Source organism: Halofilum ochraceum (assembly GCF_001614315.2).
In the GTDB taxonomy this organism is placed as follows: domain Bacteria; phylum Pseudomonadota; class Gammaproteobacteria; order XJ16; family Halofilaceae; genus Halofilum; species Halofilum ochraceum.
Genome location: NZ_LVEG02000001.1, coordinates 416,070 through 439,000, shown reverse-complemented (window position 1 = coordinate 439,000; position 22,931 = coordinate 416,070). Strand labels below are relative to the sequence as shown.

The following is a 22,931-nucleotide window of genomic DNA, read 5'->3' as shown; positions in this document are numbered from 1 at the left end:
GAGCGAGCTTGCTCGCGATCGCCTGACGATCCCCTGCGCCCGGTTCCGGGCACAAAAAAACCCGCGAGGACGGGACTTCTCGTCCCGCCCTCACGGGCGTCTTCATCGACGGCGATCCGCTGTCAGGCGGTGCCAGTCCGCTGGTCGCCCTCGTCCTCGGCGCTGGCCTCGGAACCGCTCTCGGGGTCAGCCGCGGCCGCCGCTTCCGGCCACGACACGAGCAGATCGTTCAGGCGATTGACGAAGGCCGCCGGGTCGCCCAGCTGACCACCCTCGGCAAGGACCGCCTGGTCGAACAGCACCCGGCTCCACTCCCCGAACCGCTCGCCGTCCTCGAGACCGGCCATGCGCTTGAGCAGCGGATGGCCCGGATTGATCTCCAGTGTCGGCTGACTGTCCGGGACGTGATGGCCCGCCTGACGCAGGAGATGCTGCATATGCAGCGCCAGATCGCCCTCGCCCAGCACGAGACAGGCGGGCGAACTGGTCAGGCGCCGCGACACGCGCACCTCGCCGACCTGATCGCCGAGGGCCTTGCCGATCCGCCCGGCCAGATCATCGGCACCCTCCGTTTCGGTCTCGTCTTCCGTTTCGGGCTCGAAATCCAGCTCGCCCTTGGCAACGGAGGCGAACTTCATGCCTTTGTACTCGGCCACCTGCGACATCAGCCACTCATCGACGCGGTCGTGCAGCAGCAGCACCTCGATGCCCTTCTTGCGGAAGACCTCGAGATGCGGGCTCTTCTGCGCCGCCGCGAAGCTGTCGGCCGTGACATACCAGATCTTCTCCTGGCCCTCGGCCATGCGTTCGATGTACTGGTCGAGGCTGACCTTCTGCTCCGGCGTGTCTTCATGCGTGGAGGCGAAACGCAGCAGCCCGAGCAGGCGCTCGCGGTTGGCGAAGTCCTCGACCGGGCCTTCCTTGAGTACCTGGCCGAACTCGCTCCAGAACTGGGCGTAGAGCTCCGGATCGTTCTGCGCCTTGTCCTCGAGCAGGTCGAGGATTTTCTTCACGGAGGCGCTGCGGATGTGGTCGATCACCCGGTTCGACTGCAGGATCTCGCGCGAGACGTTGAGCGGCAGGTCGTTGGAATCGACCAGCCCGCGCACGAAGCGCAGATAGTTCGGCATCAGGTGCTCGGCGTCATCCATGATGAACACGCGCTGGACATAGAGCTTGATGCCCTGCTTCGCCCGCTCACGATCGAACAGATCGAACGGTGCCCGCTTCGGGATATAGAACAGCGTCGTGTATTCGTACTTGCCCTCGGTCTGGGAGTGCGTCCAGGCGAGCGGATCCTCGAAGTCGTGCGCGATGTGCTTGTAGAACTCCTTGTACTCCTCTTCGGAGATATCCTTGCGGGCCCGCTTCCACAGGGCCGAGGCGCTGTTGACCGTCTCGAAATCTTCCGTGCGATTGCCCTCTTCGTCCTGCTTGGGCATCCGGATCGGGAACGAGATGTGATCGGAATACTTGCGGATGATCGAGCGCAGCCGCCCCTGATCGGCGAACTCGGCGCAGTCCTCGTTGAGGTGCAGGATGACGTCCGTTCCGGGTTCATCACGGGTCGTCGACTCGAGGGTGAACGTGCCGCTGCCGTCCGACGACCAGCGTACCGCCGCCTCGGCACCCTCACGGGCATGGCGGCTTACCAGATCCACCCGATCGGCGACCACGAACGAGGAGTAGAAACCGACGCCGAACTGACCGATCAACTGGGCGTCTTTCTTCTGGTCGCCCGTGAGCTGGTCGAGGAACTGCTGCGTGCCGGACTTCGCGATCGTACCGATGTTGTTGATCACATCGTCACGGGTCATCCCGATGCCATTGTCACTGACGGTGACGGTCCGGGCATCGGCGTCGTAATCGACCGTGATGTTCAGGTCGGCGCTGTGCTCCGAAATCGAGTCGTCGGTGAGCGCCTCGAAGCGCAGCTTGTCCAGCGCGTCAGAGGCGTTGGACACCAGTTCGCGCAGGAAAATGTCGCGGTTCGAATACAGCGAATGGATCACCAGCTTAAGGAGCTGATTGACCTCCGCCTGGAATTGATACGTCTCGGTCTGGGCTTCGCCGGTGGACATGCGGTCCCTCTCCCTTGTGGTTGATCGACGGCCCTCATGTGGGGCCGGCCCGGCGATTTTCAACCCCCCCGGTGTCGGTATCCGCCTGGCCCGGAACGTCAAAGGCGGCCTCACGCAGAGCCGCAGAGGGCGCCAAGGAAAGTCAAAATCCTTAAAGAGTGGCTTGCGCGGTCATGCACAACTGATGCGGCGGTGTATGGGTCCCTGACTGTCCTGTCGCTCCCGCGATAAGCGCCATGCAGGCCATACCTGCATTCTTTATGGCCCTTCCTGCAGACTCCGTATCCTGATAAATCTCGCCTTTGACTTCCCTTGGCGTGCTCTGCGGCTCTGCGTGAGGCCGCCTTTGACTTTCCCGACGATTCAACCTCCCCCGCCGACCATTTCCCGTTCCCGGTCCAGCAGCCAGCGTTTGAACTCGACCGCGGAACCACCCTCGGGATCGCGGCCGTAGCCGCCGATGCCATTGGCGGCGACCACCCGGTGGCAGGGCACCACGATCGCGATCGGGTTCGCCCCACAGGCATTGCCGACCGCCCGGGGCGCGGATGCGAGCTGGCGCGCGAGTTCGCCGTAGGTGACGACCGCGCCTACCGGGACGGCGCAAAGAGCCGCACGGAAACGCCGCTGGAAAGGGGTCGGTGCGGGCGCCAGCGGCAGGTCGAAGCGATGTCGGGGGTCATCGCTCCAGGCACTCAGCTGGCGGACGGTCTCGGCGGCAAGCGGGTGTTCCGGCGGGCGTTCCGGCCCCGGTTCGAGGCGATCGATCCGGGTAATGAAATCATCCCCGATCGCGATGCCGAAACGGCCGAGCGCGCCCGACCAGATCGCATCGTGCTCAACCATCGATATCCCCCGGCAACGGCAGATCGTCCGTCCCCGGCTCGCGCAGGCCGAGCTTCTGCAGCCGTCGGCGCAGGGTCGAGCGCCGATCGGCGTCGCTGGTTGCGCGCAGCAGCTGCGTGTAGATCCGACGGGCATCGCTGACGAGGCCGGCCTCGGCCAGCATGCCGGCGGCCTGGTAGCGCGCGGTCTGGCCCCAGGGATCACCGCCGCGGCCATCGAGCAGCGTGGCGGAGCGCAGATAGAGTTCGGCCGCCCGGCGCGGGTTTCCGAGCGCGTCCTGCGATTCCGCGCGCCAATACAGCATTTCCCTTCGACGTTGCCCGGGCAGTTCGCGCTCGCCGAGCCGCCGCAGCAGGCCGAGGGCGATGTCGTGGGCCTGGGCACTCTGCAGATCGAATACCACCTGGAGGAAACGGTCGATGCCCCTCTCGCCGAGATCCGGGTAATCCTCCAGAATCGCGTGCAGTGCCTCGACACCGGCGTCGCGACGACCACCGAGCACGAGGACACGGGCCCGCAACAGGCGCCAGGCATACTCCCTGACATCGGCCGGCGCCGCGGGCAGTTTCTCCAGCAGGCGCGTGGCGAGATCCAGATCATCGCGTGCGAGGGCGTCATCGACCAGCCGATAGCGGACGATCTCGGGCACCTGTTCCAGGGAGGGGAAGCGGCTGCTGTGCAGGTACGCCTGGCGGGCAACGACAAGCCCGGGACCGTCGTCGGCCAGCAGATCCAGCAGCCGCCGATGCGCTGCCCGGGCCGCCTCATCGGCGCCGCGGAGTGCCACGACCGCAAGCAGACTGCGCGCGCGCACCGGATAATCCGGCAACGACTCGGCGGCCGCCCGGAACCACGCCTCATCGTCGCCGATCAGGAGTTGCCGCTCGTTGCCCCAGGTGAGGGCGCGATCGAGCCATGCCCCCCACAGCGCATCGCCCCGGACCCGGAACACGGTATCGCTGCGCGGAAGTGCCCCGGCGCGCGCCGCCGCCTGTTCCATCGCGAGGGCGCGTACGCCCTGTGCCGATCGTCCCGCCGCGGCCTCCGCCACCACATACCAGAAGCGGGCTGCATCGGCCGGCCCGGTCGAGTCGGCGGTCGCCGTTTCGCGAGCGCGCTCGCCGACGGCGACAGGCTCCATGGTTTCCGCGCGAAGATTCGCCAGCAGGCCCAGTGCGTCCAATTCACCGTCGGGGTCTTCCGGGAGGCGGTCTACGGCCTCTCCGGCCCTTCCGGAACGCAACAGAACACGGGTCCGGAGGATGGCCCAGGCAGTCGAATCGTCGTCGTAGTCCTGGTCGAACCGGCGCAGCGCGGTCACCGCGTCATCGACCCGGCCACCGACCAGATAGGAACGGACCACCAGCCGGCGCCAGGCGCGGAGTTCGTCCGTCGTTGCCCCGGCTCCGGCACTCCACAGCAGTTCCCGTGCGAGTGCACGGGACTGCTCGGCCTCGCCGAGATCGAGGTGGAGGTCACTGCGTCGGGCGAGCGCCCAGCGCCGGAACGGTTCCGGTGCGGCCGCCGGGAGGTCCTTGAGGCGGGCGATGGCGTGGCGCCGTGCACCAGCATCCACCAGGATATCGATACGCGAACGCTCCCAGCGCGCCCAGATCTCCGGAACCTGAGCGGCATCGGGCTGGGCCGCGTCGAGACGCACGAGCGCGAGCCCGGGGGCTCCGGCAGCCGCCATTTCCCGCAGGGCACCCAGTCGATAGCCGGGTTCCTCGGCGGCATGAACGCCTTGCCCGAGCACACTCGCAAGAAACAGGCACAAACACGCGAACAGGCGGCGTGCACACGCACGCCCCCTGTTCGCATAGTCCCCGGTACGACCGAACCCTGCCAGTGGCCGGCCCGAGCGCCGACCGGAATCCGTCCACCGAGCCTGGCTCATGAAGAACCCGCCGCTTACTTCTTGGCGAGCTTTTCCTTGATTCGAGCCGCCTTGCCGGTCAGACCGCGCAGGTGGTACAGCTTGGCCTGATGCACCTTGCCGCGACGCTTGACCTTGATCTCGGCGATCTGCGGGCTGTAGGTCTGGAAGACACGCTCAACGCCTTCGCCGTGCGTCGTCTTGCGCACGGTGAACGACGAGTTGATGCCCCGGTTCCGTTTACCGATGACAACACCCTCGAACGCCTGGAGGCGCTCGCGGTTGCCCTCTTTCACACGGACCGAAACGTTGACGGTATCGCCGGAGCCGAATTCCGGCACCGTCCTGGTCATCTGTTCGGTTTCAATCTCTTTGATGATGTCGCTCATTGCCCGCTCCGGTTACATCTCTCGTTTCGCCGCGTCCGGGCTACCCGCCCGCCAGTCGGCGATAAACTGTTCCAGCAATCGACGGTCTTCCGGGCCCAGCGCCCGCCCTTCCAGCAGGTCGGGTCGCCGCAGCCAGGTCCTTCCCAGCGCCTGCCGCCGGCGCCACTCGGCGATCGCGCGATGGTCGCCCGAGCGCAAAACCGCCGGCACGCGGCGCCCGGAAATCTCTTCCGGGCGCGTATATTGCGGCCCTTCCAGCAGACCGTCGCTGAAAGAGTCCGCCGCGGCCGAATCGCAGCCGCCGAGGGCGCCCGGCAACTGCCGGACCACGCCGTCGATCACCGCCATCGCGGCGACCTCGCCGCCGGAGAGGACGAAGTCGCCGAGCGACCACTCCTCATCCGTGAATTCTTCCAGTAACCGCTCGTCGATACCCTCGTAACGCCCGGCGAGCAGTATCAGGCCGGGCAGCGCCGCGAAGCGCGCGAGTGCGCGTTGCGTCAGTGGCCGGCCCTGCGGTCCCAGATGGACCCGCAGTGCGCCGCGCGGCGCCGCCGCGGTCGCCCGCGCCAGCGCATCGCGCAGGGGCTGGACCTTCATCAGCATGCCCGGCCCACCGCCGAACGGGCGATCGTCGACCGTTCGATGCGGATCGTTCGTTTCGTCGCGCGGGTTCCAGGTATGCAGCGAGTACAGCCCGCGTTCCCGCGCCCGCGCAACGACCCCGTAGTCGGCCACCGACTCGACCAACCCGGGGAACAGCGTCACGACATCGAAGCGCATGCAATGCCCCCCCGGTGCGGCCTCAGAACGTCGGATCCCAGTCCACGATCATGCGGCCTTTCGGGAGGTCCACGCTCTGCACGACCTGCCCCTGTATCCACGGGATCAGCCGTTCGCGATCGCCGTGCACGACCAGTACGTCGTTGGCGCCGGTCTCGAGCAGATGATCGACGCGCCCGAGTTCTTCGCCCTCGGTCGTCGCCACCGACAGACCGATCAGGTCGTGCCAGTAGTATTCACCCGGAGCCGGCTCGGGCAGTGCCGCTCGCGGCACGGCCACCGCGGCATGGCGTAGGGCCGCCGCGGATTCCCGGTCCCTGCAGCCCTCCAGGGCGACCACGATTCCGTTCGACTGGATCCGGCTGGATTCGACGGCTCGCTCCTCCCAACCTTCGCCGGTCTCCACCCACCAATTCGGGAAATCGAGTATGGATTCGGGCGGGCGGGCGAACGACTGGACGCGAACCTCCCCGCGCACACCACGCGGGGTACCGATGCGACCGATCGTGACCGGTTCTGGGCGCGACAACGGACCGGACCGCGGTCGTACAGTCCGCCGCCTCAGGCGGACTTCTGGTCGGCGCGCCGCTGCTCCTTCGCGAGGCTGACGACGCGGTCGCTCATCTGCGCGCCATCCGCCACCCACTTGTCCAGGCGTTCGAGATCGAGACGCAGACGCGGCGACTGGCCACGCGCCACCGGGTTGAACAGGCCCAGCCGCTCGATGATACGGCCCGAACGGGGGCTCCGGCTGTCGGCGACGACAATTTCGTAAAACGGACGCTTCTTGGCGCCCCCGCGGCTGAGTCGAATCGAAACCATCGAACTGGCTACCTCCGTACGCGATTCGGATGCGGCGGGCCATCGACCCGCCAGACGTAAACGCGTGATTGTACCGGAAATTCAGGGAATGTGAAGGAGCGCGGACGCCGCCCGGGCGCCACGGCCAACCGCCGGCCCGGGCTCAGGAGCCGCCCATGCCCGGCGGCATCTGGCCACCACCGCCCATGCCGCGCATCATTTTCTCCATACCGCCCTTCTTCGAGGCCTTCTTCATCATCTTCGCCATCTGGGTATGCTGCTTGAGCAGGCGATTGACATCCTGCACGCGGGTGCCGGAGCCGTTGGCGATGCGTCGCTTGCGCGAGCCGTTGATGCTGTCGGGCCGGCGCCGCTCGGTCGGCGTCATGGAATCGATGATCGCGATCATATGGGTGGTCTGGCCGGCGGCGCCCGCGGCCTGCTGCATCTGGGCCTTCGACATGCCGCCCATCCCGGGCAGCTTGTCCATCATGGCACTCACGCCGCCCATCTGGTTCATCTGATCAAGCTGCTCGCGCAGATCCGACAGATCGAAGCCCTTGCCCTTTTTCAGCTTCTTCGCGAGTTTGTCGGCCTTGTCGGTATCGACATTCTGCTGCGCCTCCTCGACCAGGCTGACGACGTCGCCCTTGCCGAGGATCCGGGACGCGATGCGATCCGGATGGAAGACCTCCAGGGCATCGGTCTTCTCACCGGCCCCGAGGAACTTGATCGGCTTGCCGGTGACCATACGCACCGACAGCGCGGCGCCACCCCGGGCGTCGCCATCGGTCTTGGTGAGGACCACGCCCGTCAGCGGCAACGCCTCGTCGAACGCCTTTGCGGTCTGGGCCGCATCCTGACCGCTGAGGCTGTCGACCACGAACAGGGTCTCTGCGGGTTCAAGCGCCGCGTGGACGTCCCGGACCTCGGCCATCATCGCCTCGTCGATCGCGAGGCGTCCCGCCGTATCGATGATCAGGACATCGTGCGCCGAGCGCCGAGCCTCTTCGAGCGCGCCGCGCGCGATACCGACGGCGTCGTTCGCGCCCGCGACGCCCAGGTACTGGACGCCAACCTCACCCGCCAGCGTCTCGAGCTGATCGCGGGCCGCCGGGCGGTGAATATCCGCGCTGGCCACGGCGACACGTTTGCGGTCACGTTCACTCAGGCGCCGCGCGAGCTTCGCGACGGTCGTGGTCTTGCCGGCGCCCTGCAGCCCGGCCACGAGGATGACAGCCGGCGGGCGGGTCCGCAGATTGAGCTCGGTCTGCTCCCCACCCATGACGGCCACGAGCTCGTCGTTGACGACCTTTACCAGCGCCTGGCCGGGCGACACGCTGCGCACGACCTCGCGGCCAAGGGCCCGCTGACGTGCCCGTTCGACAAACTGCTTGACGACCGGCAGTGCGACATCCGCTTCGAGCAGGGCCATGCGGATCTCGCGCATGGTGTCGCGGATATTGTCCTCGGTCAGGCGCCCCTGACCACGGACGTTCTTGAGGGTTTTGCCGAGGCGTTCTGTGAGACTGTCAAACAAGGCGATATCCTGCCCGATCACGGGACCTGGTCGATGAGCGCGCGATTATAGCGTGAACGCGTCGTCGCCCTGAAGCCGATGGATGTCATATCCGGGCAGCGCTGCCTCCAGTTCATCCATGATCAGGTCCTCGTCGCCGGGCTTGATGTGGGTCACGGCGATGCGCGGGCGGCGATCGAGTTTGGCCAGATCCGCCGCCAGCGACTGCGGGCTGTAATGCCGCGAGAGGTGAGCGAGTTCGGCCTGCCGGTCCGGGAAGCCGACCTCCACGATGAGGAGATCGAGATGCTCGGACCGGTTGAGCGCCGGCCAGAGCGTGTCGTTGGTCGTGGTATCGCCGGAAAAACAGAACGCCGAAGTGCCGTTCGAGCACAGGTAGCCGACAGCCGGAACCGTATGCGCGACCTCGATGGCCTCGAATGTGCGCGCCCCGACGCGGTGGGTCTCCCCGGCCTCGATCGGCTCAAACCGCATAACCGGTCGTTCGGGATTGGGCAGACGGGTGAAATCCGGCCAGATTTCCCAGTTGAAGATATGCCGGCGCAACGCGTCGATCGTGACCTGCTGCGCATGCACGACCAGCGGTTCGGTCAGCTCATCAAACAGCGAATCGACCAGCAGCGGGATACTGGCCACGTGATCGAGATGCGAATGCGTGACGAAGACATGGCGGATATCCTTCATGTCCTCATACGACAGATCGCCGACGCCCGTGCCAGCGTCGATCAGGACATCGTCATCAACGAGGAACGCGGTCGTCAGCAGTCCGGCACCGATTCCTCCGCTGCACCCCAATACCCGCACCTGCATCGATCGGTCCCTCCTTCGTCCCTGATCCCGTGTCAAGCGTACGCGCCCCCACGCGCCGCACCACGAAATCCCCCGCTAGCGCGCTCCGGCGGGGAACCGGCATCCTAGCACGGGAGCGCCAGCGGCAAGGACGGGCGGCTGTGACGCCGGTCACATCCCTGACGCCGCGTCCACCTCCCCAAGGGCATCCTGGAGGGCCATCAGCGGATCGGCTGCGCCCGTGATCGGGCGGCCCATGACCAGATAATCGGCACCCGCGGTGACCGCCTCCTCCGGCGTGAGCGTGCGGCGCTGATCGTCAGGCCGCGCCCCCACCGGCCGGATCCCTGGCGTCACGAGGCGGAAGTCCGCGCCATGCGCGCTCCGCATCGCCCCGGCCTCGCGTGCGGAGCACACGACGCCATCACAGCCACTGTCGTCCGCGAGCACCGCCAACCGCGAAGCGAGTCGGCCCGGCTCGGTATCGAAACCGATCTCGCCCAGGTCACGGCTTTCGAGGCTGGTGAGTACGGTAACCGCGATCAGCAACGGTGGGCTGGCATACGCATCCAGCGCGGTGCGTGCCGCCTCGAGCATCCGGCGCCCGCCCAGCGCATGCACGTTCACCATCCACACGCCGAGATCCGCGGCGGCCTGACAGGCTGCGGCCACCGTATTCGGGATGTCGTGGTACTTGAGGTCGAGAAAGACGTCGAAGCCGCGCGCCTGGAGCCGCTCGATGAAAGCAGGCCCCGCCCGGGTAAAGAGTTCATTACCCACTTTCAGCCGACACAGCGAAGGATCCAGCCTGGCGACAATGCCCTCGGCGGATTCCACATCGGCATAATCGAGGGCAACAATGATCCTGCGCCGATCAATCCCCGCCTTCCCCATCACTCACCCTCGATGCCGATAATCGGTTTGACGGTGTTCCATTCGCGGCAACTGGGACACTGCCAGTGGAGAATCTTGCCCTCGTGCCCGCACTGCTGGCAGTTATAGATGGGTTTCGTCTCCAGCAGCTGGTCAAGCATATCCAGTACCACCTGTGTGCCCGGCCGGCTGCGGTCGCTGGCATTGTCCAGTTCGCATGCGACCCACTCGCGCAACCCCCGTAACGAGGGTCGGCGAACGACCTGCTCGCGCAGAAACTCACGCGCGGCGGACTCGCCCTCACGTTCGCGGATCAGCCGCGTCGCCGCCTGAATCACCGAGAAACCATTATAGCGCCCGCGCAGCTGATCGATGTAGGCCGCCAGCGCGGCCGGGTTCTCGGCGCGCTCGAGCGCATCGAGAAGGCGGTCGATCACCTCGGGTAGGAACGCCGGATCCTGGGATTCCACGCGCCGGTACGCCCGCAGCGCCTGCCGGTAGCGCCCCTCTTCCATGGCGAGATCGCCTTCGAGAATACTGGCGCGGACGCTCTGTGGGTCAGCGCTGAGCGCCCGCGTCGCGAAATTGCGCGCAGCCTTCGGGTTGCCTGCTCGGCGCTCGGCGTCGGCGAGTTCACACCAGTAATGGGCGATCACGTTGCCCATCGATTGACCGCCGCGACGCTGGAGCTTGCGCGCGGTCTCGATGGCGGCGTGCCATTCGCGTTCGCGTTCGTAAATACGCAGGAGTTGCCGCGACGCCTCGACCACATGCGTGCGGTTGCGCAGGAGTTCGGTGAACAGCCCTTCGGCCCGATCGAGCACGCCGGCGCGCATGTAATCACGCGCGAGTTCGAGCAGAGCGAACGAACGATTGTTCTTGGACAGATTGGGGCGGGCAATCAGGTTCTGATGCAGCCGGATCGCCCGATCGACCTCGCCGCGGCGCCGGAACAGGCTCCCGAGGGCGAGATGGGTCTCGATCGTATCCGAGTCGACCTCGACCAGCCGGATAAAGACCTCGATGGCCTCGTCCTGCTGCTCATTCAGGAGGTAGTTCAGCCCGCGGAAATACTCGCTTGGCGGGCGGTTCGATCCCCCAGCCCCCCGCTCGGGCTTCCTCGCGGTACGCCGCCCGGCCCACCACCCGCTGGCGGCCGCTACGGGCAACAGAAGCCAGAGCAGTTCAAGCACGATCGGACACCCCGGCACCGTGCCAGTCCGCATACGCATACGGGCGCACCAGGCCCTGCCGCCAAAGCCTCCCGTGAGACTGCGGCCCTTGCAGCAACAAATCAGGATTCATGGTATGGAACAAGCGCCCCCGCCGGATTGCATCGGCGCCTTACGGATCGAGTCCGGGCCAGCACCCAGGCAGTCTGGAGTATACCGGCAGATCGTATGGGAGTCGGGCGACAACGAAAAGTGGCGACCACCATCAAGGATGCCGTTCCGTGGGAACGGCCTCCGCGCGGACGGCCCCGATCAAGGGCGCGTCGAGGCAGTCAGCCGGTACGGCTCTGCCGTTCGTCGCTTTCCAGCGGGAGCGTATTGACCCGTTCCCGCAACGCCTTGCCCGGTTTGAAATGGGGCACGTATTTGCCGCGCAGAACCACTGCGTCACCCGATTTCGGGTTACGCCCCATCCGCGGCGGTCGGAAATGAAGGCTGAAACTGCCAAATCCGCGAATCTCGATGCGTTCACCATCGGAGAGCGACTGGCTCATTGTCTCGAGCAGGCTCTTTACCGCCAGCTCGACATCCTTGTAGGCGAGATGGCTTTGTTTGCGCGCAAGCGCATCGATCAATTCGGACTTGGTCATCAGACAACTCCGGCGGATCATCCGGAAGGAACGGCAACGGCCCGGCATCCCCCATGCCAGGCCGAGCCGGCAATACTACTCCTTGTCATCCCCCGCGCCGATCTGCTCCTTCAGCAGATCGCCGAGGGTGGTACCACCGCCGCTCTCGCCACGCTGGTAGTCGTTGACCACGGCCCGCTCTTCCGCTTCGTCCTTGGCCTTGATCGAGAGATTGACCGTGCGGCTCTTGCGGTCGAGACCGATGAACTTGCACTCGACCTCATCGCCCATCGACAGCACGGAACGGGCATCCTCGACCCGGTCGCGCGAGAGCTCGGTGGCGCGCAACACACCTTCGATACCGTCACCCAGATCGACCGTCGCGGCCTTCGGTTCCACATCGACGACCGTGCCCTTGACGATGCTGCCCTTGGGATTGTCCGCGACGAAGTTGGCGAACGGGTCTTTGTCGAGCTGCTTGATGCCGAGCGAGATACGCTCGCGCTCGGGGTCAACCGAGAGCACGACCGCCTCGACCTCTTCGCCCTTGCGGTACTTGTGCACCGCTTCCTCGCCCGCCTCGTTCCAGGAGAGGTCGGACAGATGGATGAGGCCATCGATGCCGCCGTCCAGGCCGATGAACACGCCGAAGTCGGTAATGGACTTGATCCGTCCGACGACGCGGTCGCCCTTGTTATGCGTGGCCGCGAACTCATCCCACGGATTCGGCTGGCACTGCTTGATGCCGAGCGAGATCCGGCGACGCTCTTCGTCGATATCCAGGATCATGACCTCGACCTCGTCGCCGATCGCGACGACCTTCGAAGGGCTCACGTTGCGGTTGGTCCAGTCCATCTCGGACACGTGGACCAGGCCCTCCACGCCTTCCTCGATCTCCACGAAACAGCCGTAATCGGCGATGTTGGTGACCTTGCCGAACAGGCGCGTACCAACCGGGTAGCGGCGCGCGATATCGACCCACGGATCCTCGCCCAGCTGCTTGAGGCCGAGCGACACACGGTTGCGCTCGCGGTCGAACTTGAGAACCTTGACCTCGAGCTCCTGACCCACTTCCACGACCTCGGACGGATGCTTGACCCGCTTCCAGGCCATGTCGGTGATGTGCAGCAGGCCGTCGATGCCGCCCAGGTCGAGGAACGCACCATAATCGGTGAGATTCTTGACGACGCCCTTGACGGTCTGGCCTTCCTGCAGATTCTTGAGGAGTTCTTCGCGCTCGGCGCTGTATTCGCTTTCCACCACGGCGCGGCGGGAAACGACCACGTTGTTGCGGCGCTGATCGAGCTTGATGACCTTGAATTCGAGTTCCTTGCCCTCGAGATAGCTGGTGTCGCGCACGGGGCGGACATCGACCAGCGAACCCGGGAGGAACGCGCGGATACCGTTGAGGTCGACGGTGAAGCCGCCCTTGACCTTGCCGGTGATGTGACCCTTGACGGTCTCGCTCGCCTCGAAGGCCGATTCCAGTTCCGCCCAGGCGCGCACGCGCCGCGCTTTCTCGCGCGAGACGCGGGTCTCGCCGAAGCCGTCCTCGACCGCATCGAGCGCGACTTCCACCGTATCGCCGACGCCGATGTGCAGATCACCGTTCTCGTCGGTGAACTGGTTCGCCGGGATTACGCCTTCCGACTTCAGGCCGGCGTTGACGATGACCAGGTCGTCACGTACGTCAACCACGGTCGCCATGAGCAGCGAGCCGGGCCGCATATTCGTTTTTGCCAGGCTCTCCTCGAACAGTTCCGCGAAACTTTCAGACATTCAGTCAAGTACCTTGAATTAACCACGCTCGCGCGCTTTCCCGTCGCCCATCCCCTGGACCCACGGGTCGGTTCAGAAAATGCCGCTCCACACTCCCGTGGAGCCGGCGCCTGCCGGCCGTACCGGCGAATGATTTACTCCGCCTGCAGGCAATCGCGCGCACGCGCGAGAACCTGCTGCGTCACTTCCTCGATCGCGAGACTCGTGGAATCGATCACGATGGCGTCGTCGGCGGGCACCATTGGGGAAGCCGCCCGTTGCGCATCCTGCTCGTCGCGCGCCTCGATGTCATTCAGAAGGGCGGCGAGGTTAGCACCAATCCCCTTGTCGTTCAACTGCTTATAACGTCTCCGCGCGCGCTCCTCGGCCGAAGCGGTCAGGAAAATCTTGAGTTGCGCGTCCGGGAACACGACGCTGCCCATGTCACGGCCGTCCGCGACCAGCCCCGGGGGCTGCCGGAACCCGCGCTGCAACGCGAGCAATGCCTCGCGTACCGCGGGCAGCGCGGCGACGCGGGAGGCGTTCATGCCGACCTCTTCCGCGCGGATTTCCCGGGTGACATGATCGCCATCCAGCCAGGTGCGCGTCCAGCCGTCCCCCGTGGGCTCGAACCGGGGCTGCATGGTCGCCGCCACCTCGGCCACGGCCGCCTCGTCGTCCAGATCCACACCGCGGCGCACGGCGGCCAGTGCGGTCAGCCGATACAGGGCACCGGAGTCCAGCAGGTAAAAACCCAGTTCCTCGGCCACGCGGCGGGCGAGCGTGCCCTTGCCCGAACCGCTCGGCCCGTCGATACAGACCACCGGGACGCCGCCACCCGCCCGCTCAGTCATCGCCGGACACCTCGTGCAGATCGAGCCCCAGCCCGCGGGCCAACTCGGCGAAACCGGGGAATGAGGTATTCACGTTGCGACAGTCGTCGATCCGGATCGCGGACCGCGCGCGCAGTCCGGCCACGGCGAAACTCATGGCGATGCGGTGGTCTCCGTGACTGTCGACCCGTCCACCATCGACCGGGCCACCCTCGATGACGATGCCGTCGTCGGTCGGCTGCGCGTCGACGCCCAGCGCCGCCAGCCCGTCCGCCATGACCTGGATGCGGTCGGATTCCTTGACCCGGAGTTCTGCCGCACCCGTCAGCCGCGTCCGCCCCTGCGCACAGGCAGCCGCCACGAACAGCACCGGGAATTCGTCGATCGCCCGCGGCACGAGCGCTTCGGGGATATCGATGCCGTGCAGCGGCGCGCTGCGCACGCGCAGATCGGCCACCGGCTCCCCACCGACCTCACGCTCGGCAAGCACCTCGATATCGGCGCCCATGAGGCGCAGGATCTCGACGACCCCCGTCCGCGTTGGATTCCAGCCGACGTGCTCCAGCACCAGATCGGAATCCGCGGCGATCGTGGCGCCGACCAGGAAGAATGCCGCCGAGGAGATATCGGCCGGGACATCGATCGCCCGCGCCTTGAGCCGACCACCGCCCTCGACACAGCTGGTCAGCCCGGTCCGCGCCACGGGCCAGCCGAAACCGGTGAGCATGCGTTCCGTGTGATCGCGACTCTCTGCGGGCTCCTTCACGCAGGTCCGGCCACTGGCGTACAGCCCGGCCAGCAGGATCGCCGATTTCACCTGCGCGCTGGCCACCGGCGACTCGTATTCAATAGCGTGCAGGGTCTGCCCGCCGCGGATCACGAGCGGCGGCGTGCCGCCCTCCGCGGTCTCGATCAGCGCCCCCATGCGGCCGAGCGGCTCGGTCACGCGGCGCATCGGTCGCCCGGAGAGCGATGCGTCGCCCGTCAGCGTGGTGTCGAAGGCCTGTGCGGCCAGCAGCCCGGCCAGCAGCCGCATGGAGGTCCCCGAGTTGCCGAGATCGAGCGGGCCATCCGGGGCACTCAGACCATCGAGCCCCACCCCGTGGATAACCACACGCCCAGCGGCCGGGCCATCGATCCACACGCCCATGGCGCGGAAGGCATAGAGCGTCCCGAGCGCATCCGCCCCCTCGAGAAAACCGTCGATCTCGGTCACGCCATCGGCGAGCGCCCCCAGCATGATCGCGCGATGGGAGATCGATTTGTCGCCGGGCACCCGGGCGCGGCCCTGCAGGGCGCCGCCGGGTTCGACGTGGAAAACGAGTGATCTCATCCGCAGAACCGGTCCCGTGCCGTCTTGGCCCGCCGGAATCGCGACAGCAGGCCGTCGCCGTCGCCATCGCGTACCTCGGCGGTCAGTTGTTCAAGGTCATCCCGGTACGCCTCCAGCGCTTCCAGCAGCGCATCCCGGTTGGCGAGGCAGATATCCCGCCACATCACCGGATCGCTCGAAGCGATACGCGTGAAATCCCGGAAACCGCCGGCCGCGTAGCGAAACACCGCGTCGGGATCGTCGCCCCGGGCGAGCGCATCGACCAGACCAAAGGCGAGCATATGCGGCAGATGGCTGGTCGCCGCCAGCAGGCGATCATGCGCCTCGACCGGCAGGCGCTCGACATTGGCCCCGGTCAGTGACCAAAGCCGTTCGACGGTTTCGGTCGCTTCGGGTTCGGTCTCCTCCGTCGGCGTCAGGATGACACGACGGCCCCGATACAGTTCGGCGAACGCGGCATCGACCCCGGAGCGCTCGGTCCCGGCGATCGGATGACCAGGGACCACCCGCGCAAGGGAACCGAGGATCCTGTGGGCATCGGTGACAAAACTGCCTTTGACGCTGCCGGCATCGGTCACGATGGTCCGCGGCTCGAGTGCCGGCGCGATCGCGGCCAGCACGGAGGCCATCGCGCCCATCGGCACCGCCAGCAGGATCACATCGGCGTCCGCGGTCGCCGCGGCCGCTTCGGTCTCCGCGCGGTCGATCGCGCCGCACTCCAGCGCCGCATCGAGCCGGGCCGGATCGCGCCCCAGCCCGACCAGCTCCCCGTCGAAACCGGCCGCGCGCAGTGCCAGCCCGAACGATCCGCCGATCAGGCCGACACCGGCGATGACGACCCGTTCCGTCATGCGCGCAACACCCGCCGCAGCGCATCGAGAAGGCGCTCGTTCTCGCTGTCGATACCGACGCTGATGCGCAGGTGCCGCGGCATCTCGTAGCCACCCACCGGACGCACGATTACCCCCTCGCGCAGCAGGGCCTCATACACCCCGGCGGCATCACGGCCGACATCGACCGCAACGAAGTTCGCCGCCGAAGGAATGACACCGAGTCCGAGCTCCCGCAGGCCATCGGTCAGGCGCTCACGGCCGCGCGTGTTGTTGGCGACGCTCTCGGCGAGAAACGTCTCATCATCCAGTGCCGCGGTCGCCGCCGCCAGTGCCGCCGAATTCACGTTGAACGGATGGCGCACGCGATTGAGCAGATCCGCGATCTCCGGGGATGACAGGCAATAGCCGCAGCGCAGACCGGAAAGGCCGTGCACCTTGGAAAACGTGCGCGTGACGATCAGATTCGGGAAGTCGTCGAGCCAGCGCGTCGCATCGGGATACCCGGGGACATCAGCGCATTCGAAATAGGCCTCGTCGACCACGGCGACCAGGTGGTCCGGTAAATCGCGCAGGAAGGCGTGGAGGGTGTCACCATCGATCCAGGTCCCGGTGGGGTTGTTCGGGTTCGCCACGAACACGACCCGGGTGTCCGCATCGACCGCGGCCGCCATGGCCTCGAGATCGTGCCCGTAGGGTGCCTCGGCATCGTCCGCCGGACGCGCCGGCGCCACGTTCGCCGCCGCCCCGGCCGCGCGCGTGGCGATGGGGTACACGGCGAAGGCATGGCGCGAGAACACCGCATTGGCGCCCGGCCCGAGGAACACGCGCGCGATCATGTCGAGCACGTCGTTGGAGCCATTGCCGGCCGTGATCGCCGACGCGCTCACGCCATGGCGATCGGCCAGCCGCGCCCGCAGGTCCGTCGCCGCCCCGTCCGGATACCGGTGCACCGATTCGAGCGCGACGCGCGCCGCCTCGACCGCGCGCGGACTCGGGCCCCGGGGATTCTCGTTCGAGGCGAGCTTGATGATGTCCGACAGCCCGTATTCCCGGGCCAGCGCCTCGATCGGCTTCCCGGGCTCATACGGCGCCAGCCCCCGCACACCCGGAACAGCCAACTCGACGGGATCAAAAGACATTACCTGGACGGACTCCGTGCAGAGAAACCTGAACCACAAATGGTACTTCGGGAAGCGCTCAGTGTTTGAGGAGCTTCGCTGGAAGCTTCACCGCGGGGTAGAGCTTCTTTTTGAACCACGAATGAACACGAATGAACACGAATATTGCTTTGAGGGTATCTGAGCGATACGGGAGCTTCGCTGAGCGTCTTCGATATCAGCAAAGCTCCCGGGAGGGTAGCGTCCTCCCCTGAAACATATTCGTGTTCATTCGTGTTCATTCGTGTTCATTCGTGGTTCTTAACGCCCTTCAAAGCGTCAGGAAACGGCTCTCGGGTACGAGCCGAGTACCCGGCAGAGGGCTGCTTCGTCTTTCAGGGCTTCGAGGGCCGGGCGGACTTCGTCGCTGTCGGCGTGGCCGACGATGTCGACGAAGAACATGTATTCCCACAGGCGGCCGCGCGTGGGGCGCGATTCCAGCCGGGTCATGTCGATGCCGTGGTCGGACAGCGGCTTGATCAGGTGGAACAGCGCGCCCGGGCGGTTGCGGGCCGAGAGCAGCAGTGAGGTCTTGTCGTCGCCCGACGGCGGCACGTCGTGGTCGCCGATGACCAGGAAGCGCGTGGTGTTGTCGGGCTCGTCCTCGATACGCTCGACCAGCAGATCGAGTTCATAGATCTCGGCGGCCATGCGCGGTCCGATCGCGGCCGTGCCCAGTTCCTCCGCGGAGCGCCGCGCCGCCTCGCCGTTGCTCGTGACCGAGATGCGCCGTGCATTGGGCAGATTCGCATCGAGCCACTCGCGGCACTGCGCCAGCGACTGCTGGTGCGAGTACACGGTGTGGATGTCGACCAGTTCCTGTTCGCGCGTGATCAGGTGCTGATGCACCGGCAGCAGGATCTCGCCGCAGATCCGCAGGCTCGAGTTCACGAACACATCGAGCGTATGCGTGACCATGCCCTCGGTCGAGTTCTCGACCGGCACCACACCGAAGTGCGCGGCCCCCGCGGCGACCTCGCGGAAGACCTCATCGATCGCCGCCAGCGGCCGGGTATCGATGGAGCGCCCGAAGTGCTTGTAGGCGGCGGCCTCGGTGAACGTCCCGGATGGCCCCAGATAGGCGATCGACAGCGGCTGTTCCAGTGCCAGGCACGCGGAAATGATCTCGCGGAACACCCGGGTGACGGCCTCGCTATCCAACGGGCCGCCGTTGCCCTGGGCCAGCGCGCGCAGGACCTGGGCCTCGCGTTCCGGGCGCGAGAAATTGAGCGCCTCGCCGGCGGCGCGCTTGATGTCGGCCACCTCGAGCGCACAGCCCGCGCGCTCGTTGATGAGCGCGAGGATCCGGTGATCGAGATCGTCGATACGGTCACGGATCGTCTCGAGCCGGTCGCGGGATACTTCGGAATCGCTCATGGGTCGCCGTTCACCGGTCAGTGGGCCAGCCACGATGGCCCGCGTTCACGTCTCGTCGTCTCCAGCGGGCGCCTCCCCGCCTTCCGCCTCGGCCGGGCCGGCCGCGTCTGCCGCGGCGTCGTCCCCGGCATCGGATTCTTCCTCGCTCGCGAGCTTCTCGATCCGTGCGAGCTGGACGAGGCGTTCGCCCTCGCCGAGCCGGATCAGGCGCACGCCCTGGGCATCGCGGCCGACAATGGACACCTCCGCCGCCGGCGTGCGAACCAGGGTGCCGCCGTCGGAGATCAGCATGAGTTCGTCGTCGTCGCCCACCTGCACGGCGCCGACCACGGAACCGTTGCGCTCGGTGGTCTGGATCGACCGTACGCCCTGGCCGCCCCGGCCGGTCTTGCGGTACTGGTCGACCGGCGTGCGCTTGCCGTAGCCATTGGTCGTGGCGGTAAGGATATTGCCCTCGCCCACGATGATCAGGGCGATCAGGTGATCCCCTTCCGGCAGCCGCATGCCGCGGACGCCCGTCGACACGCGCCCCATCGGCCGGACTTCCGGCTCATTGAAACGGATCGCCTTGCCGCCGGACGAGAACAGCATGATCTCGCGATCCCCATCGGTGAGCTTCACGTCGATAAGCCAGTCGTCGATACGCAGATCGACGGCGATGATGCCGCTGCTGCGCGGACGCGAGAAGTGTGACAGCGGTGTTTTCTTGACGATGCCGGAACGGGTCGCCATGAACACGTACTGGTCTTCCGGGAACTCGCGCACCGGCAGCACGGCATTGATCCGCTCATCCGGTTCCAGCGGCAGGAGATTCACGATCGGCTTGCCGCGCGCGCCGCGCCCGGCCGCCGGCAGTTCCCAGACCTTCTTCCAGTAGACCTTGCCGTGACTGGAGAAGCACAGCAGGGTGTCGTGGGTGGAGGCGACGAACATGCGATCGATGAAGTCTTCGTCCTTCATCCGGGTCGCCGCCTTGCCGCGCCCACCGCGCCGCTGGGTGCTGTAGTCACCGAGCGGCTGCGCCTTGGCATAGCCGGCGTGCGAGATCGTTACGACGACATCCTCGTCCGAGATCAGGTCCTCGACGGTGAGCTCGTCCTGGCGCTCCTGGATCTCGGTCAGGCGATCGTCGCCGTACTCGTCCCGAATCGCTTCCAGTTCTTCGCGGATGACCTCCATCAGGCGGTCGGGATTCTCGAGGATCTCGATCAGTTCCGCGATCCGGTCGAGGATGCCGCTGTACTCCTCGACCACCTTGTCCTGCTCGAGACCGGTCAGGCGGTGCAGCCGCAGGTCGAGGATCGCCTGCGCCTGCTCCGGCGTCAGCCGGTAGCCCTGCTCGCCAAGGCCATATCCGGGGTCCAGGTTCTCCGGCCGCGATGCATGGGCGCCGGCGCGCTCGAGCATGTCCGATACGACACCGGGCTCCCACACGCGCTCGACCAGCCCCTGTTTCGCCTCGGCCGGATTGGGCGAGGCCTTGATCAGCTCGATGACCGGATCGATATTGGCCAGCGCCACGGCGAGGCCTTCGAGGACGTGGGCGCGGTCGCGGGCCTTGCGCAGTTCGTACACCGAGCGCCGGGTCACGACCTCGCGCCGGTGCCGGACGAACGCCTCCAGCACCTCCTTGAGCGTCATCTGGCGGGGCTGACCCTCGGTCAGCGCCACCATGTTGATCCCGAACACGGTCGCCAGCTGCGTGTGCTTGAACAGGTTGTTCAGGATGACGTCGGTATATTCGCCGCGCTTGAGCTCGATGACGACCCGCAGACCGTCCTTGTCCGACTCGTCGCGCAGTTCGGAAATCCCCTCGACGCGCTTTTCCTTGACCAGCGCCGCGATCTTCTCGAGCAGCCGGGCCTTGTTGACCTGATACGGCAGTTGCGTGACGACGATCTGCTCGCGCTTGCCGCGGTCGATCTCCTCGATGTGGGTACGCGCCCGCATCTCGATCCGGCCGCGGCCGGTCCGGTAGGCCTCGCGGATTCCGCGCGAGCCGTTGATCAGGCCCGCCGTCGGGAAATCCGGACCCGGCACGTATTCCATCAACTGATTGATGTCGATGGTCGGATCGTCGATCAGGGCGATGCAGGCGTTCACGATCTCGCGCAGATTGTGCGGCGGGATGTTCGTCGCCATGCCGACCGCGATCCCCGAGGAACCGTTGACCAGCAGGTTCGGCACCCGCGTCGGCAGCACGGCCGGTTCACGCTCGGTCTCATCGTAGTTGAGGATGAAGTCGACCGTTTCCTTGTCGATATCCGCGAGCAGCTCATGGGCGACCTTGGCCATGCGGACCTCGGTATACCGCATGGCCGCGGCGGCGTCGCCGTCAATGGAACCGAAGTTGCCCTGCCCGTCCACGAGCGGATAGCGCATCGAGAAATCCTGCGCCATGCGCACGATCGCGTCGTAGACCGCCGAATCGCCATGCGGGTGATACTTACCGATGACGTCACCAACGATACGGGCGGATTTCTTGTAGGCCTTGTTCCAGTCGACGCCCAGTTCGTGCATCGCGAAAAGCACGCGCCGGTGCACCGGCTTGAGGCCATCGCGTGCATCCGGGAGCGCGCGGCCGACGATCACGCTCATCGCGTAATCGAGGTACGACTGGCGCATCTCTTCTTCGAGATTGACCGGGAAGATCTCGCGGGCGAACTCGGTCATGGGCGGTTGCCATCCTCGATGCGGGCGGAAGCGATCAAACCGCGCATTCTAGCACGGGAATCGCTGTAGTCCCCGGCGCCGACGGCACGTACCAACCCCCGATCCGGTCGGGGGCCGGCGCACTCGACGCGCGGAGCGGGAACGGCCATGCGGGCGCTGCCCGGCCCCTCGACCGAGAGGCACGCGCCAGTCCGCACGACCGCACCGGGGCGCATGGGCGGCGCCCGCCTCAGGCGACTTCCCGGTGGTCGAAGTGATGCACGTCCCGCTGCGGGAACGGGATCGTGATACCGGCTTCGTCGAGCGCCTTCTTGGCGGCCTTGCGAAGCTCGAAACTGGCCGGCCAGAAGTCGTCGCCCGTGGTCCAGAAGCGCATCCCGAGGTTGACCGAGGAATCCGCGAGTTCGCGGACCAGCACCTGCGGTTCCGCCGGCTCCGACAGCACCCGCGGGTCGTTGCGGATCACGCCGAGCAGGATCTCCTGAGCCCGGTCGATATCGTCGCGGTAGGAGATGCCGACCACGATGTCGTGCCGCCGATTCGGGTTACGTGAGTAATTGAGGATCCGCCCGCCCCAGATGCCCGAATTCGGCACCGAGACATACAGGCCGTCGTAGGTCGTGAATTCCGTCGAAAACAGTCCGACCTCCTCCACCGTGCCCTCGTTGCCATTGGCGTTGACGTAATCGCCGATCCGGAACGGCCGCAGCACGAGCAGCATGACGCCGGCGGCAATGTTGGCGAGCGTCCCCTGCAGCGCGAGCCCGACGGCCAGACCGGCGGCGCCGAGGGCCGCGAGGATGGATGCCGTCTGCACGCCGAACCGGCCCAGCACCATGACCAGCAGCGTGATCAGGATGAAATAGCGCGTGACGCCGGCCACGACACTGATCAGGGTCCGGTCCATATCCTTGAAGCGGCCCAGACCGCGGCGGACGGCGCGATGCGCCCAACCGGCGATACTCCAGCCGACGATGATCAGGACCAGGGCGCTGATCACGTTGATGGACAGATCCGTAATAATCGGGCCGAATTCGGCCCAGAGTTGTTCAGGCGACGTATTCATTGCTTCGACTCCCTCAGCATGACCGGTTCAGTCCCGGTCCATCTCCGGCGGCGGGCCGGATCGATTCATTGACGGGGGCCGCCGGCACGCAACGCGGGCAGCCCTGGCGATTGTTGTCAGCG

At 66.4% G+C, this 22,931-nt stretch carries 20 protein-coding genes; all 20 read right to left on the bottom strand.

All coding sequences use genetic code 11. The features are described 5' to 3' along the window. Nucleotides 1-122: 122 nt before the first annotated feature. Complete coding sequence (gene htpG, locus A0W70_RS01990) at nt 123-2,081, bottom strand: molecular chaperone HtpG (protein ID WP_070987817.1); 1,959 nt, start codon at nt 2,079-2,081, stop codon at nt 123-125. Between the two features lie 363 nt (nt 2,082-2,444). Next, nucleotides 2,445-2,927, bottom strand: a complete 483-nt coding sequence (locus A0W70_RS01985; RefSeq protein ID WP_070987815.1) for a methylated-DNA--[protein]-cysteine S-methyltransferase — start codon at nt 2,925-2,927, stop codon at nt 2,445-2,447. Further along, nucleotides 2,920-4,824 carry a hypothetical protein gene (locus A0W70_RS01980; protein ID WP_139150662.1) on the bottom strand — a complete coding sequence of 635 codons (1,905 nt, stop codon included), beginning with the start codon at nt 4,822-4,824 and terminating at the stop codon, nt 2,920-2,922. The genes A0W70_RS01985 and A0W70_RS01980 overlap by 8 nt, the downstream gene beginning before the upstream one ends. Nucleotides 4,825-4,838: 14 nt before the next feature. Beyond that, entirely contained in the window at nt 4,839-5,192 is a 354-nt protein-coding gene (gene rplS, locus A0W70_RS01975) for a 50S ribosomal protein L19 (RefSeq protein ID WP_070987811.1), read from the bottom strand. Nucleotides 5,193-5,204: 12 nt separating this feature from the next. Further along, the gene (gene trmD / locus A0W70_RS01970) at nt 5,205-5,975 is read right to left on the bottom strand and encodes a tRNA (guanosine(37)-N1)-methyltransferase TrmD (RefSeq protein ID WP_070987809.1); all 771 of its coding nucleotides are present in this window, start codon (nt 5,973-5,975) and stop codon (nt 5,205-5,207) included. Between the two features lie 22 nt (nt 5,976-5,997). Beyond that, nucleotides 5,998-6,504, bottom strand: a complete 507-nt coding sequence (gene rimM / locus A0W70_RS01965; protein ID WP_070987807.1) for a ribosome maturation factor RimM — start codon at nt 6,502-6,504, stop codon at nt 5,998-6,000. A gap of 32 nt (nt 6,505-6,536) precedes the next feature. Continuing rightward, nucleotides 6,537-6,797 carry a 30S ribosomal protein S16 gene (gene rpsP / locus A0W70_RS01960; protein WP_070987805.1) on the bottom strand — a complete coding sequence of 87 codons (261 nt, stop codon included), beginning with the start codon at nt 6,795-6,797 and terminating at the stop codon, nt 6,537-6,539. A 142-nt stretch (nt 6,798-6,939) separates the two neighbouring features. Continuing rightward, complete coding sequence (gene ffh / locus A0W70_RS01955; RefSeq protein ID WP_070988266.1) at nt 6,940-8,316, bottom strand: signal recognition particle protein; 1,377 nt, start codon at nt 8,314-8,316, stop codon at nt 6,940-6,942. A 45-nt stretch (nt 8,317-8,361) separates the two neighbouring features. Further along, entirely contained in the window at nt 8,362-9,126 is a 765-nt protein-coding gene (locus tag A0W70_RS01950; RefSeq protein ID WP_070987803.1) for an MBL fold metallo-hydrolase, read from the bottom strand. Between the two features lie 150 nt (nt 9,127-9,276). Next, nucleotides 9,277-9,999: an orotidine-5'-phosphate decarboxylase gene (pyrF, locus tag A0W70_RS01945; RefSeq protein ID WP_175443037.1), complete on the bottom strand. Its 723-nt coding sequence runs from the start codon at nt 9,997-9,999 to the stop codon at nt 9,277-9,279. Next, nucleotides 9,999-11,210, bottom strand: coding sequence for a lipopolysaccharide assembly protein LapB (gene lapB / locus A0W70_RS01940; protein WP_245675785.1), 1,212 nt, complete (start codon nt 11,208-11,210; stop codon nt 9,999-10,001). Before lapB ends, pyrF begins: the two co-directional genes overlap by 1 nt. Before the next feature lie 272 nt (nt 11,211-11,482). Then, nucleotides 11,483-11,800: an integration host factor subunit beta gene (locus tag A0W70_RS01935; protein WP_070987801.1), complete on the bottom strand. Its 318-nt coding sequence runs from the start codon at nt 11,798-11,800 to the stop codon at nt 11,483-11,485. Nucleotides 11,801-11,875: 75 nt separating this feature from the next. Continuing rightward, nucleotides 11,876-13,558, bottom strand: coding sequence for a 30S ribosomal protein S1 (gene rpsA / locus A0W70_RS01930; protein ID WP_070987799.1), 1,683 nt, complete (start codon nt 13,556-13,558; stop codon nt 11,876-11,878). Between the two features lie 134 nt (nt 13,559-13,692). Next, nucleotides 13,693-14,391, bottom strand: coding sequence for a (d)CMP kinase (gene cmk, locus A0W70_RS01925; protein ID WP_070987797.1), 699 nt, complete (start codon nt 14,389-14,391; stop codon nt 13,693-13,695). Continuing rightward, nucleotides 14,384-15,703 (bottom strand): 3-phosphoshikimate 1-carboxyvinyltransferase, encoded by a 1,320-nt coding sequence (aroA, locus tag A0W70_RS01920; protein WP_070987795.1) that lies wholly within the window; start codon nt 15,701-15,703, stop codon nt 14,384-14,386. Before aroA ends, cmk begins: the two co-directional genes overlap by 8 nt. Beyond that, nucleotides 15,700-16,554: a prephenate dehydrogenase gene (locus A0W70_RS01915; protein ID WP_070987793.1), complete on the bottom strand. Its 855-nt coding sequence runs from the start codon at nt 16,552-16,554 to the stop codon at nt 15,700-15,702. The genes aroA and A0W70_RS01915 overlap by 4 nt, the downstream gene beginning before the upstream one ends. After that, nucleotides 16,551-17,675 (bottom strand): histidinol-phosphate transaminase, encoded by a 1,125-nt coding sequence (gene hisC, locus A0W70_RS01910; protein WP_070987791.1) that lies wholly within the window; start codon nt 17,673-17,675, stop codon nt 16,551-16,553. Before hisC ends, A0W70_RS01915 begins: the two co-directional genes overlap by 4 nt. A 297-nt stretch (nt 17,676-17,972) precedes the next feature. Beyond that, complete coding sequence (pheA, locus tag A0W70_RS01905; protein ID WP_070987789.1) at nt 17,973-19,070, bottom strand: prephenate dehydratase; 1,098 nt, start codon at nt 19,068-19,070, stop codon at nt 17,973-17,975. A gap of 45 nt (nt 19,071-19,115) precedes the next feature. After that, nucleotides 19,116-21,743 carry a DNA gyrase subunit A gene (gyrA, locus tag A0W70_RS01900; RefSeq protein WP_070987786.1) on the bottom strand — a complete coding sequence of 876 codons (2,628 nt, stop codon included), beginning with the start codon at nt 21,741-21,743 and terminating at the stop codon, nt 19,116-19,118. Between the two features lie 229 nt (nt 21,744-21,972). Beyond that, nucleotides 21,973-22,809 (bottom strand): mechanosensitive ion channel family protein, encoded by an 837-nt coding sequence (locus tag A0W70_RS01895; protein ID WP_070987784.1) that lies wholly within the window; start codon nt 22,807-22,809, stop codon nt 21,973-21,975. Nucleotides 22,810-22,931: the final 122 nt, after the last annotated feature.